Raw genomic sequence first — 15,590 nt, 5'->3', positions numbered from 1 at the left:
ATAATGAAACGACAAACTTTCAGCCATGAGCAGATTATGAAAACAACCATTCATTCATCCGTTAATCAATCTCTCTTTCACACTAAACTTAGTCATGGAATAAAATTGGGCTTCAGCTTTGCTGGATTGATGATGCTTGCTTCACTATCTCAAGCAAATGATAAACAAAATACCACCCCCAATGAACCCCAAGAAATTGTGAATCTGCCACAGGCGAATCATCTACAAACGGCTTTATCTGTAGCGAAACAAAAAAACTTGGCAACGCACCCCACTTGGCTAGGCTTATTGTATTATCCGACTGAAGGTAAAGCCAAAGGGCAAAGCCGTGTTGTCAATGAATTTAACTCCAAAACTAATCAAGACAAGTTTTTTGTTAGCCCACAAGGGGCAGGCGACCCAAGTGCTGAACTGCACGCCATGCTCACTGCCCTATTTAACCCCCATCAGAATCAACAAAACTCCGTGCAATGTCGCTTTCCTGCTCGCACACATTGGCTCAAACAACAATTGAGCTTGAGCGACAATGACATACCTACCGTCAACTGTAGCGATTTTGATGCTTGGTTTGCCAAAATTAATCCTCAAGCCAGTTCGGTCATTTTTGCCAGTGAATATCTCAATAATCCACCTTCGGCATTTGCTCATAGTTTTTTACGATTTGACAACCCATCGCCCACCCACTATTACCTGAATTACACGCCCAAAACCACCGAAGGGGAAAGTTTTGCCAAATTTGCCTACAAATCCAGCATTGGCGGTAATGCAGGCGAATTTACTATCAATGACTATGAAACAGGCATTATCTCTTATCTTGATAAAGAAGGGCGAGATATTTGGCAATATTCGCTGAACTTAACTGCCGAACAACATCAACAACTGGCTCGCCAAGTATATGAAATTAAAGACCAAATTTTGCCATATTATCTATTAAGTGATAACTGTGCGTCTGAAATTTTAGAGCTACTTAACACCTTATTACCGCATAAAAACTTGCTAAAAAGTCATACCCCCATGACCTCGCCTGCCCAAATCATGCGTGCCTTACAACAAGCGGATTTGGTGAAAAATACCCTATTTACACCCTCCGCTATCACCACACAGCAAGCCCATCGTAATCAGCAACAATTTCCTCAATTTATCAAAACCTCTATTCTTAACCAAACCAATCCATTATTGTCGCCAAAACTCAGCCGTATTGACCTCGGCTATCATCGCACCGAAGCCCATCCTGCATCCACAAATGATGACAAAAATAGCAAAAATGCCCTAAGCCTTGGCTATCGCATGGTGTATCACGATGCCCTCGACCGTCCCACTGGCTATCCGTTTGGCTCACAGGTGACTGCATTGGCAATGGGTGTGCGAGCGACAGATGATGCCAATACAGATAAACTGAAGTTGGACTATGCCACATTGCTAGATGTGCGTTTGCTATCGCCCATCAACACCGCCAAAGGGGATAAAAGTAAAACCTCATGGGGGGTGAAAGTGGGCTTAGAGCAAGTACAAGACGGACTACGCCAACAGGCGGATAATGAACATCTGGTGGGTAATGTCAAGCTGGAATATGGTAGGGCATTGGGTTATGGTCAGCCAATAAGCCAAGGGGATTTACCGCCCAATCTTTGCTATGGGTTGGGAGCAGTGTCCGCCCAAGTTGGCAAAGGCTTGTATCATGGCTATCGCACAGGCATTGGAGCAAATGTCGGCTGTATTCAACAATTTGGGCAAAACTGGCGTGGTTTGCTTGAGTTAAGTTTGCCGTATTGGGTGAGTGGCGATAGCGATAGTGAACGCTATTGGCAACCCAAATTATCATTGGGAACGCAGTTTGATGTGACTAAAGACAATGCGGTGCGAGTGACCGCTAGCCGTGAATGGCTACCGAAAGATAAGATGAATGATAATGTGGATACTGTGGCGGTTAAATGGTTGCACTATTTTGAATAACATCACGCCCACCCAAGTGTACGCAAAACCGCCATCCCAACGGCTAGGCTTACCATCGAAAAAATGGTGGTAAAGCCCAAAATATTGGCAGCCAACACATCGTTTGCCCCCATACTACGAGCCATCACATAACTAGCCGCCGCCACAGGCGATGCTACCATCAAAAACATCACGCCCATTTGTACAGCTGTCAACCCAAACGCCAGTCCCACACCCACCGCCATCAATGGAGCAACGACAATGCGTGCCATACTTGCTTGCATGGATACCCCAGACATCTGAAACATCGACTTGATATCAAGGGTTGCCCCTGCACAAATCAACGCCAACGGCAACGCCACTGCCGATAGCAATTCTCCTGTTTTGACGATAAATTTTGGCAACATCGGCAAGCCACTGAATTTATAAATAAATGCCGAAATAAGGGCAATAATCAGCGGATTGGTGACAATTTTTTTGGCGACATCAATAAATTTTTTACCAATGGTTTTGGGTGCGGTATCACTACGGCTCAAAGTAATCACGGCAAGTACATTATACAAAATGGTAATCAGCCCCATATACACCGCCCCAATGCTCAAGCCCTGTTCGCCATACGCATTGCCCACGGTGGCAAGCCCCATAATCGCCATGTTACTGCGAAATACGCCCTGTACAAATACACCTTTATCGGCTTTATCAGCGACAAAAAAATACGCATACAACTCACCAAGCACAAATAAACTCATGGTGACGGTCAATCCTGCACTTAACAGGGTCAATTGTTGGCTAATATGGATATCGCTTTTGAGAATGCTAAAAAACAGCAAACACGGCAAACAATACGAAAATACCATATCCGAGGCGGTTTCGACAAAGTTTTGGTTGACGGCTTGTTTGCGTTGCATGATAAAACCCAATGCCATTAGTAGGATATTGGGTAGGGTGATTTGGAGGGCGAATAATAATGCGGATAGCATTCTTATACGGCTTTAAGTTTTTTACTTTTTTTAATCATCATCGCTACTAACTGCACGGCAGCAGGGGTCACGCCACTAATCCGCCCTGCTTGGGCAAGCGTAATCGGGCGTACTTTTTCTAGCTTTTGTACGATTTCATTGGACAAACCCGAAATACTTTGATAATCAAAATCTTCGGGGATTTGGGTGTTTTCCAGTTTTTGCATTTGCCCAATTTCCACCGCTTGGCGGTCGATATAGCCTGCGTATTTCACCCCAATTTCGATTTGCTCGCCCACTTGCTCGCTGACAGGCGATTCGGTGATTTTGGCGATATCACCAAAGCTGATATTTGGACGTTTTAGCAAATCTAAAGTATTGACTTCTTTGGTCAGCACTTCGTCTGGGTTGTTATCAATAAAGGATTTGCCCAACGCATTATTGGGGCTTGCCCATAGCGATTTTAGCCGTGTGGTTTCGGTTTCGATGGCAGTCATTTTATCACTATAGGCTTGCCAACGTGCATCATCGACCAGCCCCAATTTTCGCCCCATTTCAGTCAGACGTTGGTCGGCGTTGTCTTCTCGTAGCATGAGGCGATATTCAGCACGACTGGTAAACATCCGATACGGCTCATTCGTACCGTTGGTAATCAAGTCATCGACCAACACGCCCATATACGCCTCGTCACGGCGAGGTGTCCACGGCTCTTTACCCTGCGTGCGTAGCCCTGCATTGAGTCCTGCCAATAGCCCTTGAGCTGCCGCCTCTTCATAGCCTGTCGTACCGTTGATTTGACCTGCAAAATACAGATTGTCAATGGATTTGGTTTCAAGGCTTGGCTTCAAGTTTTGTGGGTCAAAATAATCGTATTCAATCGCATATCCGGGGCGAAGAATATGGGCGTTTTCTAGCCCTTTCATCGAGCGGACTAATTGCAGTTGAATGTCAAACGGCAAACTGGTTGAAATGCCATTTGGATAAAGTTCATGCGTAGTCAAGCCCTCTGGCTCAATAAAAATCTGATGGCTGTCTTTATCCGCAAAACGGTGAATTTTATCCTCAATTGAAGGACAATACCTCGGGCCTACACCCTCAATCACGCCAGAATACATGGGCGAGCGGTCAAGCCCACTGCGGATAATGTCATGGGTGCGTTTATTGGTGTGGGTGATATAGCAATTAACTTGGTGAGGGTGCATCGACACATCACCCATATACGACATCACAGGCAACGGCGTGTCACCTGCCTGCACGGTCATCACGCTAAAATCCACGGTGCGAGCATCAATGCGAGGTGGTGTGCCTGTTTTGAGCCGTCCGACTGGTAGTTTTAGCTCTCGTAAGCGTTCGGCAAGGCGAATGGACGGTGGGTCGCCTGCTCGTCCACCTTTGTGCTGTTCTAGCCCAATATGAATCGTACCACCCAAAAACGTGCCAGACGTTAGCACCACTGCCCCAGAGCTAAACTCAATCCCTGCTTGGGTCACGACTGCTACCGCTTTGCCATTTTCGACCAAAATATCATCGGCGGCTTGTTGAAAAATATCCAAGTTTGGCTGATTCTCTAACGCATAGCGAATATGGGCTTTGTATAAAATACGGTCAGCTTGGGCTCTAGTCGCACGCACTGCCGCCCCTTTTCGGCTATTTAACACTCGAAATTGAATCCCTGCATGGTCGGTTGCCAACGCCATTGCACCGCCTAACGCATCAACTTCACGCACGAGATGCGACTTGCCAATCCCACCAATCGCAGGGTTACATGACATTTGCCCCAAAGTTTCGATATTATGGGTCAGCAAAAGCGTTGATTGCCCCATGCGAGCTGCAGCCAGTGCCGCCTCTGTGCCTGCGTGACCGCCACCAATCACCACCACGTCATAGATTTTTGGATATTTCATGCCTTTTCCCACCGTACAAAACCGCTTAATTTGCGTCAATCTTATACCAATCCCAATTAATATTGCATTGTAGGGGCTTATTGCATAAGCCCAATGTTTAAAATTTCAAACAGGGCGTAAGCCTTGCGAAGCAGTGCTTCTCACCTACGAGTTTAATTTTAGAGTTTGGTATTTATTTAAAAACCCTTTATTATACAGGATAAAGGTGCAATTTTGGCAAAAAAAAGCCAAAACCGTTAACGATTTTGGCTGATAAAAATAAAGCAATCGAATGATTATTTGGTAAATTCACCATCTTGAACGACCAATAATTCATCACCCACGCTGACCACACGCAAAGTATGTCCGCTATTAATCACCTCGATATTCGCACCGACTTTATCTTTATAGTCTTTATGACGGCGGTAGTTATGCTCAATTTCAAAGCGAATGACATGCACCAACAAGGTTTTTAACTCATCAAAGCTATAAGCCGTCCAGTCCACATCAAGGTAAGGGGCAAGTTTACCTGTCACCATACGCACGGCATTATCAATTTTTACCACTTTGGTTGTCATGGGCGACTCCTTTAAGATTTAATTATCATCATGCTCATGCTAACGGATTTACGCCCAAATATCAATACGCCTCTGCATGGCTTATCGATCATGTTAAAATTGCCAAATCGTTACAGGCTCACGTTGTTGACGCTCACGGAATACTTGCGTATTTTGGTAAAAATCTGCCGATTGATTGGGGCAAAAATTGGGAATCCCCAACACTGGTAAGGGTTGAAAACTTTTTGAGGTCAATTGGCTAGTTTTATGGAAAAAATAGTCCGTTAAAAAATCATCGAGTTGTTGGCGTTGGCACGGCAAGGTTTGACCAAAAAACTCATCAGTCACTTCAATCAATAACGTATGACTGCAAATCGGCAAACGTGGCTCAATCAACTTTTCCAACAACGCATGACCGATGGGAAAAAAGGTCGTTTGTTGCCTTATATCACTTGTACCAAGCCAACTTTGCCGATATTGCCAAAGGGCGGTTTGCCAATCAAACTGTTGTAAAGCAGTCAACACACGCCTATCACTGCTGACCACCACACCGCCATTTTCATCAAATAATGTCAATACATTGCGGATGGCGGTGCGTTTGGCAGTCACGCCATTTTCCAAAATATCTTGCTGATGAAGCTGATTAAACACGGCTTTGGTTTTGGGAAAACTCAGCCAAATCAATCCCCCTAGCCAGTCGTGTAAATTATTGCGAGTGGGAACTTGCCCTGTTTCGGCGATAAAGGTTTCATAAGCGGTGTTGGCAGGTAACGCTTGTTGCGATACAAACTTAATAGGCATTTTTTGGTAATTTTGCAAAAGATTGCCATTGGCTAAATTCGAGGTTGGCATCGCTTGCAATTGCTGTACCGCTTGATTAAGAGCAAGGGCAATCACTGGCTCGGCTAAATTATCAGCATTATTTATTTGGTCGAGCTGGTACTGTAGCTGTTGTTGTAGCTGTTTTTTTAATTGGGCAAGATAGGATAAATTAGCATACCAAGGTTGGGAAATATCGTTAAGCCATCGGTTAAACATTCATAAAATTCCAAATTTGTGAATAAGCCTTGCAAATAATAGGGGCAATGAATATCAAAAACCCATTTTCAATGTTACAATTTCACCCAAATTTTCACAACCCCTCTTTTTCATCTTATTTTTGAGTAAAACCATGCAAAACTTGACCAACGACCATTACCAACAATCCGCCCTTGACCTTAGCCTTGAGCTAATGCGAGAACCTTCCGTCACCCCTTACGATGCCGAATGTCAAAATATTTTAGCCAAACGCTTGGAAAAAATTGGCTTTGACTGTGAATTTATGTACTTTGGTGAAAAAGGGGCAACAGGACGTAATGCTGAAGTCAAAAATTTATGGGCTATCAAAAAAGGCAATCGCCAACAAAGCGACAACACAGAAACACCTGTCTTATGTTTTGCAGGGCATACTGACGTTGTACCGACTGGCGATGTCAATAAATGGACGTACCCACCGTTTGAGCCGACCATCAAAGATGGCATGTTATATGGGCGTGGTTCGGCAGATATGAAAACTGGGATTGCTTGCTTTGTGGTAGCGGTAGAAAATTTTGTCAAAAATCACCCCAATCATCAAGGCTCGATTGCCCTACTCATTACCGCTGATGAGGAAGGCCCTTCAGTCAATGGCACAGTTAAAGTAGTCGAAGCCCTGCAAGCTCGCCAGCAACCCATCACTTATTGTTTGGTCGGTGAGCCATCAAGCACGCACACGCTAGGCGATATCATCAAAAATGGTCGCCGTGGCTCATTGGGGGGCATTGTCACCGTCACTGGCAAGCAAGGTCACGTTGCCTATCCGCATTTGGCGGTCAATCCGATTCATTACGCCATGCCTGCCTTTGCCGAGCTTTGTGGGCAAACTTGGGACAATGGCAACGACTATTTCCCTGCCACCAGTATGCAAATCTCTAACATCAATGCAGGTACAGGGGCGAATAATGTGATTCCTGCCACCTTGACCGCAGAGTTTAATTTCCGTTTTTCTACCGAAACCACCGAAGCCGAACTTAAAGCCAAAACCCATGCGATTTTTGATAAGCATTTTGGTGACGGTAAGGCGAAATATGAGATTGAATGGAAACTCTCTGGCAACCCATTTTTGACCCCACAAGGCAAATTGGTTGGGGCGTGTCAAACAGCCATTAACAATGTGACGGGCGTGACAACTGAACTATCAACCTCTGGCGGTACGTCTGATGGGCGGTTTATCGCACCGATGGGGGCAGAAGTGGTGGAATTGGGTGTGCGTAATGCGACCATCCATCAAGTTGATGAGCGTGTGGAAGTGGCGGATTTGGGTAAATTGGCACAGATTTATGAGGGGATTTTGGTTGAATTGTTAGCCTAAAACTAATATTTTAGGACTTACGCATTTAACCAAATCGTAGGTTGGGTAGAGCTTGCGATACCCAACAATTTGAATGGTTTATGTTGGGTGTCATTCTTCCACCCAACCTACAAATGGCATTTTTGCGTAAGTCCTACTATTATAGTCTTTCAAATTGCAAATAACACAATATGCTAGGGGCGTATTGTTACACCCCCAATTTCTACTCACTCACCCAAGTAAGCCCTAAAATCAAGCCATTTCTTGTTTTACCAAGTCCGCCAATTCATTGGCAAGTACATCGCACTCGATTTCGTCTTCACTTTCGACCATCACTCGAATCAATGGCTCTGTCCCTGATTGACGAATCAGCAAACGCCCACGCCCTGCAAGCTGTGCTTCCGCTTTGGCAAAGGCTTCAACCAAGGTAGGAAAATTATAAGGGTCTTGTTTTTGTGCCAATCGCACATTGACGAGCTTTTGTGGCAAAACGCTATAACCTTGCATTAGCACGGATAAAGGCTGCTCAGTTTCCGCCATCACTGCCAACACTTGCAAGCCTGCAACAATCGCATCGCCTGTACTGGCTTTATCAAGGGTCAAAATATGCCCAGAAGATTCACCACCCAAAGTCCAGCCATTTTTCTCAAGCCCTTGCATCACATAGCGGTCACCGACTTTGGCACGTTCAAAGGCAATCCCCTCACGCTCAAATGCCAGTTGCAAGCCCATATTGCTCATTAATGTACCGACCACGCCCACGGCTTTTTGTTTGGATTTGGTGGCAAGAATGTATAAAATCCCATCCCCATCGACCAATTCACCTTTTTCATTGACCATCACAATGCGGTCACCATCACCATCAAGGGCAATACCCAAATCCGCCTCATGCTCAATCACGGCTTGTTGCAAGCCTTCTGGATGGGTTGAACCCACGTTGTCATTAATATTAATACCGTCAGGTTTATTACCAATACAAACGACCTCCGCCCCAAGCTCTCGCAATACACGAGGAGCAACGCTATAGCCTGCACCATTGGCACAATCTACCACGATTTTAAGTTGGCTTAAACTCAAATGATAAGGGAATGAACCTTTACAAAATTCGATATATCGCCCTTTGGCATCTTCGACACGGAAGTTCTTACCCAAGGCTTCAGGGGTATCAATCACCACATTAATATCTTGAATTTCGGTTAATTTATCATTGATGGCTTGCTGTAATTCATCAGAGAGTTTTTTACCTGTATTAGAAAAAAACTTCACGCCATTATCATAAAAAGGATTGTGCGAAGCTGAAATCACCACGCCTGCATCCGCATGAAAACTGCGTGTCAAATGGGCAATCGCAGGGGTCGGAATCGTGCCTAGCATATGCACATCCACGCCAGCTGCATTAAATCCTGCTTGCAAACAGGCTTCAATCACATAACCTGACAAACGAGTATCTTTACCAATCACCACGTTGGGGCGATGGTTCTCACGGTTGTCACGATGCTCCGCTTGATGGGCTAACAATACTTTCCCTGTGGCATAGCCGAGTTTGATTAAAAATTGGGGGTGAATCGGAAACTCACCAAATTTACCACGAATCCCATCAGTACCAAAATAGCTCATGCTTGTTGCCTCGCTGTTAGATTAAATTATTTGTAAGTACCGAATCAAAATTATCTTATAACATTAAATCTCGTAGTGTGGGTTAGCAAAGCGTACCTACAATAATTCAGATTATAATTTTAGGACTTACGCAAAAGACACTGGATTCCTGCATTCGCAGGAATGACGAAGTATTTTTAACTACTCGTCATCCCTGCGTAGGCAGGGGTCTAGCGTCTTTATTTAGCAAAATAAATTTACAATTTGTGTAAGTCCTAAATTTAATATTATTCACTTATTCGGTTAAATTATACTGAATAGCATAGCAAAATTTGGGGCTATTGGCGATAGTTGTTTAGGGATTAATACCAAACCCAAAATTTAAATTCGTAGGGGCGTAATGCTTACGCCCTGTTTGAAAATTTAAAGCTTGGGCTTATGCAATAAGCCCCTACAATAAGATAATAGGACTTACGCATTTATACCTATCGTAGGTTGGGTTGAGGTTACGAAACCCAACATTTTCGACCTTTTGTGTTGGGTGTCATGCTTCCACCCAACCTACAAATGACATTTTGCGTAAGTCCTAGATAAATAAAAACAGCAAATTTTGAGCAATAAAAAAGCCGAGATAAAACTCGACTTTTTTATCATATTTAAAAATTAATTCACACGGTAATTCGGTGCTTCTTTGGTGATTTGTACATCATGGACGTGTGATTCTTTCATCCCTGCTGACGTTACACGCACAAATTGGGGTTTACTACGCATTTCCTCAATGGTCGCACAACCTGTATAACCCATTGAAGAACGCAAGCCACCTGCCAATTGATTCACAATACCATTTACAGGGCCTTTGTAAGGTACACGACCTTCAATCCCTTCTGGTACAAGCTTTTCTACACCTTCTTTGGCATCTTGGAAATAACGGTCAGATGAGCCATTTTGCCCACTCATCGCTCCCAAACTACCCATACCACGATAGGCTTTATAATAGCGTCCTTGGAATAGCTCAACTTCACCAGGGGCTTCCTCAGTCCCTGCCAATAGCGAACCAACCATGATACAAGATGCACCTGCTGCCAAAGCTTTTGCCATATCGCCAGAAAAACGAATACCACCATCGGCAATCAATGGAATGTCATTTTTAAGGGCGTCTGCCACATTGCTAATCGCTGAAATCTGCGGTACACCAATCCCTGCAATGATGCGTGTGGTACAAATTGACCCCGGCCCAATACCGACCTTGACCGCATCCGCCCCTGCATCACGCAATGCCAATGCCGCATCACCTGTGGCAATATTACCGCCGATGACTTGAATATGTGGGTAGTTTTTCTTGACCCATGCCACACGGTCAATCACGCCTTTAGAATGTCCGTGTGCGGTATCCACCACAATCACATCCACATCAGCACCGATTAATGCCTCAACACGAGCTTCGGTATCTGCCCCAGTGCCAACTGCCGCACCCACACGCAAACGACCTTTTTCATCTTTACACGCATTGGGGTTATTTTCGGCTTTGGTAAAATCATTGACGGTAATCAAGCCTTTTAGAGCAAAACTATCATCGACCACCACGACTTTTTCGATACGGTGTTCATGTAATAATGCCTTGATATTTTCGGTACTTTCGCCCTCTTTGACCGTCACCAATTTTTCTTTGGGGGTCATAATATTACGCACAGGCTGAGATAAATTATTTTCAAAACGGATATCACGATGGGTCACAATACCTACCACTTGACCGTTTTCGACCACAGGCACACCACTGATTTTATTTTCTTTGGTGATACGTAATAACTCACCCACGCTGACATCAGGCGATACGCTGATTGGGTCAACCACCGTACCTGCCTCAAACTTTTTGACACGGCGAACTTGGGTCGCTTGCAAAGCGATATCCATGTTTTTATGCAAAATCCCAATACCGCCAAGCTGTGCCATGGTGATTGCCATTTCTGATTCAGTAACGGTATCCATCGCCGCTGATACTAGCGGTAAGTTTAGCGTGATACCACGAGTTAGGCGAGTTTTGAGGTCAACCATCTTGGGCAACACTTCAGAATAAGCAGGTAGCAATAACACATCATCAAAAGTGAGTGCTTCATCAACAATTCGTAACATAGGTGACCCCTCATCATATATGGTATAGTTGTTTAAAGTAGGAATAAGAAAGTTTTGTAGGGGCGTATTGCATACGCCCAAAATATAATTCCTAATTTTAAACCCTATAATAAAGTAAAAATAAAATACGGAAATAAAAAATTGGCTAAAATTTGGTTACCTTAAAACCGCAAAAGGCTGAACAGTATCCTGCCCAGCCTTTGGATTTAGCGTGTTGTCATTTGTAAGCTCAAATTGACACCCTACGGTAAGTTTTAATTTAACCGCCTATTCTATAGCAAATCGAGTTGTTTGGCAAGAAAAAACCCCACTTTATTGCAAAATGGGGTTTTATAATCAAATCAAAACCATTGACTAGGTCAATTGAGCCACATCAATTTTGTTCGCATCTTCGGTGTATTCGCTCATACGGTCGAAGTTAAGGTATTTGTAGATGTCGGCTGACATGCTGTTCAATTTACCTGCGTACTGTTGGTACTCTTCATTGGTTGGTAGTTTACCCAATACCGCAGCGACCGAAGCCAATTCTGCTGAAGCCAAGTAAACGTTTGAACCTTGACCTAGACGATTTGGGAAGTTACGAGTTGAAGTCGAAACAGCCGTTGACTTAGGTGCAATGCGTGCTTGGTTACCCATACAGAGTGAACAGCCAGGCATTTCTGTTCTTGCCCCTGCTTGTGCATACACGTTGTATAAGCCTTCATCCATCAATTGACGCTCGTCCATTTTGGTCGGTGGTGCAATCCATAGGCGAGTTGATAGGCTACCTGCTGGTACTTCTTTTAACAAGGCAGCAGCGGCACGGAAGTGACCGATATTGGTCATACATGAACCGATAAACACTTCGTCAATCTTGTCGCCAGCTACGTCTGCCAAAGTTTTGGCATCGTCTGGGTCATTTGGACAGCAAAGGATAGGCTCTTTGATAGCACTCATGTCAATGGTGATATCGGCTGCGTATTCGGCATCGGCATCAGCACGCATTAGGCTTGGGTTGGCAAGCCAGTTTTCCATACCTTTGATACGGCGAGCGATGGTACGAGCATCACCATAACCTTCGCTAATCATCCATTTTAATAGGGTGATATTAGAAGTTAGGTATTCTTTGACAGATTCTTCTGACAAAGTAATGGTACAACCTGCAGCAGAACGTTCGGCTGAAGCGTCTGATAATTCAAATGCTTGCTCAACGGTCAAATCTTCCAAGCCTTCGATTTCAAGGATACGACCATTAAACACGTTGACTTTACCAGCTTTTTCAACGGTTAATAGACCTTCTTTGATGGCTTGTAGTGGGATAGCATGGACTAGGTCACGCAAGGTGATGCCTGGTTGCATTTCACCCACGAAACGCACACGCACTGATTCTGGCATGTCCAGTGGCATCACGCCAGTCGCTGCGGCAAATGCTACCAAGCCAGAACCTGCTGGGAATGAAATACCCAATGGGAAACGAGTATGTGAGTCACCACCTGTACCAACGGTATCAGGCAATAGCATACGGTTTAGCCATGAGTGGATAATACCGTCCCCAGGGCGTAGGCTCACGCCACCACGGTTCATAATAAAGTCAGGCAGGGTGTGTTGGGTTTGTACGTCAACTGGCTTTGGATAAGCAGCGGTATGACAGAATGACTGCATGACTAAATCCGCTGAGAAGCCCAAACATGCCAAGTCTTTTAGCTCGTCACGAGTCATTGGACCTGTGGTATCTTGTGAACCAACAGTGGTCATTTTTGGTTCACAGTATGCACCTGCACGCACACCTGCTACACCACACGCTTTACCCACCATTTTTTGAGCAAGGGTATAGCCTTTGCCTGTATCGGCTGGTTGTTCTGGGGTTGCAAAGATATCAGACGCACCCAAACCTAGGTATTCACGAGCTTTGTTAGTCAAGCCACGACCGATAATCAATGGAATACGACCACCTGCACGCACTTCATCCAGTAGCGTTGGTGATTTTAATTCAAAAGTTGATAACACTTCATCTGAATCATGTTTGGTGATTTTGCCATCGTGTGGGTAGATGTCAAATACGTCACCCATGTTGAGTTTTGATACGTCAACTTCAATTGGCAATGCACCTGCATCTTCCATGGTATTGAAGAAAATCGGTGCGATTTTACCACCTAGACATAGACCGCCACCACGTTTGTTTGGCACGCCTTCGATGTCATCACCCATCAACCATAACACTGAGTTGGTGGCTGATTTACGGCTTGAACCTGTACCCACAACGTCACCCACATACGCTAGTGGAATACCATCAGCTTTTAGGGCTTCGATTTGTTTCATTGGACCAATCACGCCGTCTTGGTCTGGGGTAATGCCATCACGAGCATTTTTTAGCATTGCCAAAGCGTGTAGTGGGATGTCTGGGCGTGACCATGCGTCTTGAGCAGGTGATAGGTCGTCAGTATTGGTTTCGCCAGTGACTTTGAAGGTTTTGTAAGTGGCTTTTTTTGGCACTTCTGGACGGTTGGTGAACCATTCGGCATTTGCCCATGATTGCAACACTTCTTTAGCAACTTCGTTACCTGCTTCGGCTTTGTCAGTCACGTCATGGAACGCATCAAAGACTAGCAAGGTTTTTTTCAACGCTTCGCCAGCGTCTTTGGCAAGTTCTTTATCGTCTAGGGCTTGAATCAATGGCTCAACGTTATAGCCACCTTGCATTTGTCCTAGCATTTTGATGGCTTGCTGTTTGCTTACTAGGCTTGAAGTCGCTTCGCCTTTGACCACGGCCGCCAAGAAACCTGCTTTGACATAGGCAGCTTGGTCAACCCCTGGTGGAATACGATTTTCTAATAAATCTACCAACACGGCTTCCTCGCCTGCTGGTGGGTTTTTGAGCAATTCAACCAATTCGCTGGTTTGTTGTTCGTTCAATGGCTGTGGCACAACACCCTGTGCTTCACGTTCTGCGACATGTTTGCGGTAATCTTCTAAAAACATGAGTTCGTCCTCTTGATCATGTGGCGGTGAGAAAAAATTCGTGTAGTCTGCCGTTCACTGGCTGATAATGGCTAGCTTAGGCTGGCTTGAAAAATCTACCCCCATAATATACTGTAATTGTGATGAAATGTTAATGAAAAATTGCAAAATTGCTCACATAACCAATATTTATTTAAAAAATGGGGCTATATATTTTGGTAATTAAAATTTAACTTTATGGGATGGTGTTTAAGTTAACCTGAATTCGAATTAAAATAAATTATAAACCATTAATATTGCCATCATTTAAATCTCCCCCAACCCCCTCTTTAAAAAAGAGGGGGCTATAACATAATAATTACACCAAGCAATAAAAAACAGAGGGGTATCATACGCCTCTGTTTTGGTAAAATAACTGGACAATTGTAATTTATAGTCTGATTTTCCGTGGGTTACGCCAAAAAAAACGGCTGACCCACTCTATAAGATATTTTTGTTTCGGCACTTATAATGCTTGACTGGCTTGCTCACGTTGCAATTTTTTGGCTGTTTGGTAGCATTGTTCGATATGGTCATTGGCGATTTTTTTAAACATCAAATAACCAATCGTCCCTGCCACGATTTGACCACCAAAAGGAATAAATTTGGTGACTTGCTTGGCAACGATACGACCGCCAAAGCCTTGGAAGGTTTTTTTGGCAATACTGCGAGTCAACACTAGCCCTGCAAAATCCACGGCTTTATCTTTAAAGTCGGCAATACTGTCTTTGTTTTTATTGTCCAAATTGATAACCTGGTCATCTTCCGTCAAACCAAAACGGCTTGAAATTTCAGGTAATAACTTGGTTAATAAGCCAGCATCTACTACCAAATCCATCATAGGAATTGGCACAACGGCAGCGGCTGCTGATACTTTGGCTTGTTTTTTAACTTCTTCTTCACATTCAAGTTTGACTTTCTCAAGATTTAGCTTTGGGTCAATCTTGGTTTTAATTTTTTCAACATTTGCAATCGCCATAGGTAGTTCCTTCAAAATAAAAATGATTTAACTGCTATTAAATTTGGTAAGATATGCGGATGACGCTGGTTAAAATATAAGCGATAACGCCACTACAACCTTATTCAATTTTCGCTCACTATTTTAATCAGCTTCTGCCCCCTTGATAAGCCCTATTTTGCAAATAATTTGCATGATTTTGTAGCTTTTTATAGCCTTTGTCCTATTTTA

Annotated in this window: 10 protein-coding genes; 2 read left to right on the top strand and 8 right to left on the bottom strand. The window is 44.1% G+C overall.

The window, feature by feature from the left end; all coding sequences use genetic code 11:
- The first annotated feature begins 105 nt into the window (after positions 1 to 105).
- The gene (locus ACK1U4_RS02455) at positions 106 to 1,953 is read left to right on the top strand and encodes a DUF4105 domain-containing protein (protein WP_419421658.1); all 1,848 of its coding nucleotides are present in this window, start codon (positions 106 to 108) and stop codon (positions 1,951 to 1,953) included.
- 2 nt (positions 1,954 to 1,955) lie between these two features.
- Here ACK1U4_RS02455 and ACK1U4_RS02450 read toward each other — a convergent pair whose 3' ends face one another.
- From ACK1U4_RS02450 to ACK1U4_RS02435, 4 genes are all read right to left on the bottom strand, one after another.
- Positions 1,956 to 2,912 carry an AEC family transporter gene (locus ACK1U4_RS02450; RefSeq protein WP_419400546.1) on the bottom strand — a complete coding sequence of 319 codons (957 nt, stop codon included), beginning with the start codon at positions 2,910 to 2,912 and terminating at the stop codon, positions 1,956 to 1,958.
- Positions 2,913 to 2,914: 2 nt separating this feature from the next.
- Positions 2,915 to 4,795 carry a tRNA uridine-5-carboxymethylaminomethyl(34) synthesis enzyme MnmG gene (gene mnmG, locus ACK1U4_RS02445; RefSeq protein ID WP_419400547.1) on the bottom strand — a complete coding sequence of 627 codons (1,881 nt, stop codon included), beginning with the start codon at positions 4,793 to 4,795 and terminating at the stop codon, positions 2,915 to 2,917.
- Positions 4,796 to 5,070: 275 nt separating this feature from the next.
- Positions 5,071 to 5,352 carry a hypothetical protein gene (locus tag ACK1U4_RS02440; RefSeq protein ID WP_419400548.1) on the bottom strand — a complete coding sequence of 94 codons (282 nt, stop codon included), beginning with the start codon at positions 5,350 to 5,352 and terminating at the stop codon, positions 5,071 to 5,073.
- 93 nt (positions 5,353 to 5,445) lie between these two features.
- Positions 5,446 to 6,369 carry a DUF3025 domain-containing protein gene (locus ACK1U4_RS02435; RefSeq protein WP_419400549.1) on the bottom strand — a complete coding sequence of 308 codons (924 nt, stop codon included), beginning with the start codon at positions 6,367 to 6,369 and terminating at the stop codon, positions 5,446 to 5,448.
- A 133-nt stretch (positions 6,370 to 6,502) separates the two neighbouring features.
- On the opposite strand from ACK1U4_RS02435, the gene dapE reads away from it, so the two are divergent.
- On the top strand, positions 6,503 to 7,720 hold the full coding sequence (gene dapE / locus ACK1U4_RS02430; protein WP_419400550.1) for a succinyl-diaminopimelate desuccinylase: 1,218 nt from the start codon (positions 6,503 to 6,505) through the stop codon (positions 7,718 to 7,720).
- Positions 7,721 to 7,951: 231 nt separating this feature from the next.
- Here dapE and glmM read toward each other — a convergent pair whose 3' ends face one another.
- The 4 genes from glmM to ACK1U4_RS02410 form a co-directional block, all read right to left on the bottom strand.
- Positions 7,952 to 9,316 (bottom strand): phosphoglucosamine mutase, encoded by a 1,365-nt coding sequence (gene glmM / locus ACK1U4_RS02425; protein WP_419400551.1) that lies wholly within the window; start codon positions 9,314 to 9,316, stop codon positions 7,952 to 7,954.
- A gap of 642 nt (positions 9,317 to 9,958) precedes the next feature.
- Positions 9,959 to 11,425, bottom strand: coding sequence for an IMP dehydrogenase (gene guaB, locus ACK1U4_RS02420; protein WP_419400552.1), 1,467 nt, complete (start codon positions 11,423 to 11,425; stop codon positions 9,959 to 9,961).
- 354 nt (positions 11,426 to 11,779) lie between these two features.
- Positions 11,780 to 14,383, bottom strand: coding sequence for a bifunctional aconitate hydratase 2/2-methylisocitrate dehydratase (gene acnB / locus ACK1U4_RS02415; RefSeq protein ID WP_419400553.1), 2,604 nt, complete (start codon positions 14,381 to 14,383; stop codon positions 11,780 to 11,782).
- Between the two features lie 484 nt (positions 14,384 to 14,867).
- Positions 14,868 to 15,380, bottom strand: a complete 513-nt coding sequence (locus ACK1U4_RS02410; protein WP_419400554.1) for a hypothetical protein — start codon at positions 15,378 to 15,380, stop codon at positions 14,868 to 14,870.
- Positions 15,381 to 15,590 lie beyond the last annotated feature (210 nt).

Origin of the sequence: Moraxella sp. TY6 (assembly GCF_048551375.1) — a bacterium.
Classification (GTDB): domain Bacteria; phylum Pseudomonadota; class Gammaproteobacteria; order Pseudomonadales; family Moraxellaceae; genus Faucicola.
Note: the sequence above shows the minus strand (reverse complement) of the source record. Positions and strands in the feature narration are given on the sequence as shown.

Coding starts and splice junctions, on each gene's coding strand:
- ACK1U4_RS02450 (WP_419400546.1), bottom strand. CDS start 2,912: ATGCTATCCGCATTATTATTCGCCCTCCAAATCACCCTACCCAATATC.
- mnmG (WP_419400547.1), bottom strand. CDS start 4,795: ATGAAATATCCAAAAATCTATGACGTGGTGGTGATTGGTGGCGGTCAC.
- ACK1U4_RS02440 (WP_419400548.1), bottom strand. CDS start 5,352: ATGACAACCAAAGTGGTAAAAATTGATAATGCCGTGCGTATGGTGACA.
- ACK1U4_RS02435 (WP_419400549.1), bottom strand. CDS start 6,369: ATGTTTAACCGATGGCTTAACGATATTTCCCAACCTTGGTATGCTAAT.
- dapE (WP_419400550.1), top strand. CDS start 6,503: ATGCAAAACTTGACCAACGACCATTACCAACAATCCGCCCTTGACCTT.
- glmM (WP_419400551.1), bottom strand. CDS start 9,316: ATGAGCTATTTTGGTACTGATGGGATTCGTGGTAAATTTGGTGAGTTT.
- guaB (WP_419400552.1), bottom strand. CDS start 11,425: ATGTTACGAATTGTTGATGAAGCACTCACTTTTGATGATGTGTTATTG.
- acnB (WP_419400553.1), bottom strand. CDS start 14,383: ATGTTTTTAGAAGATTACCGCAAACATGTCGCAGAACGTGAAGCACAG.
- ACK1U4_RS02410 (WP_419400554.1), bottom strand. CDS start 15,380: ATGGCGATTGCAAATGTTGAAAAAATTAAAACCAAGATTGACCCAAAG.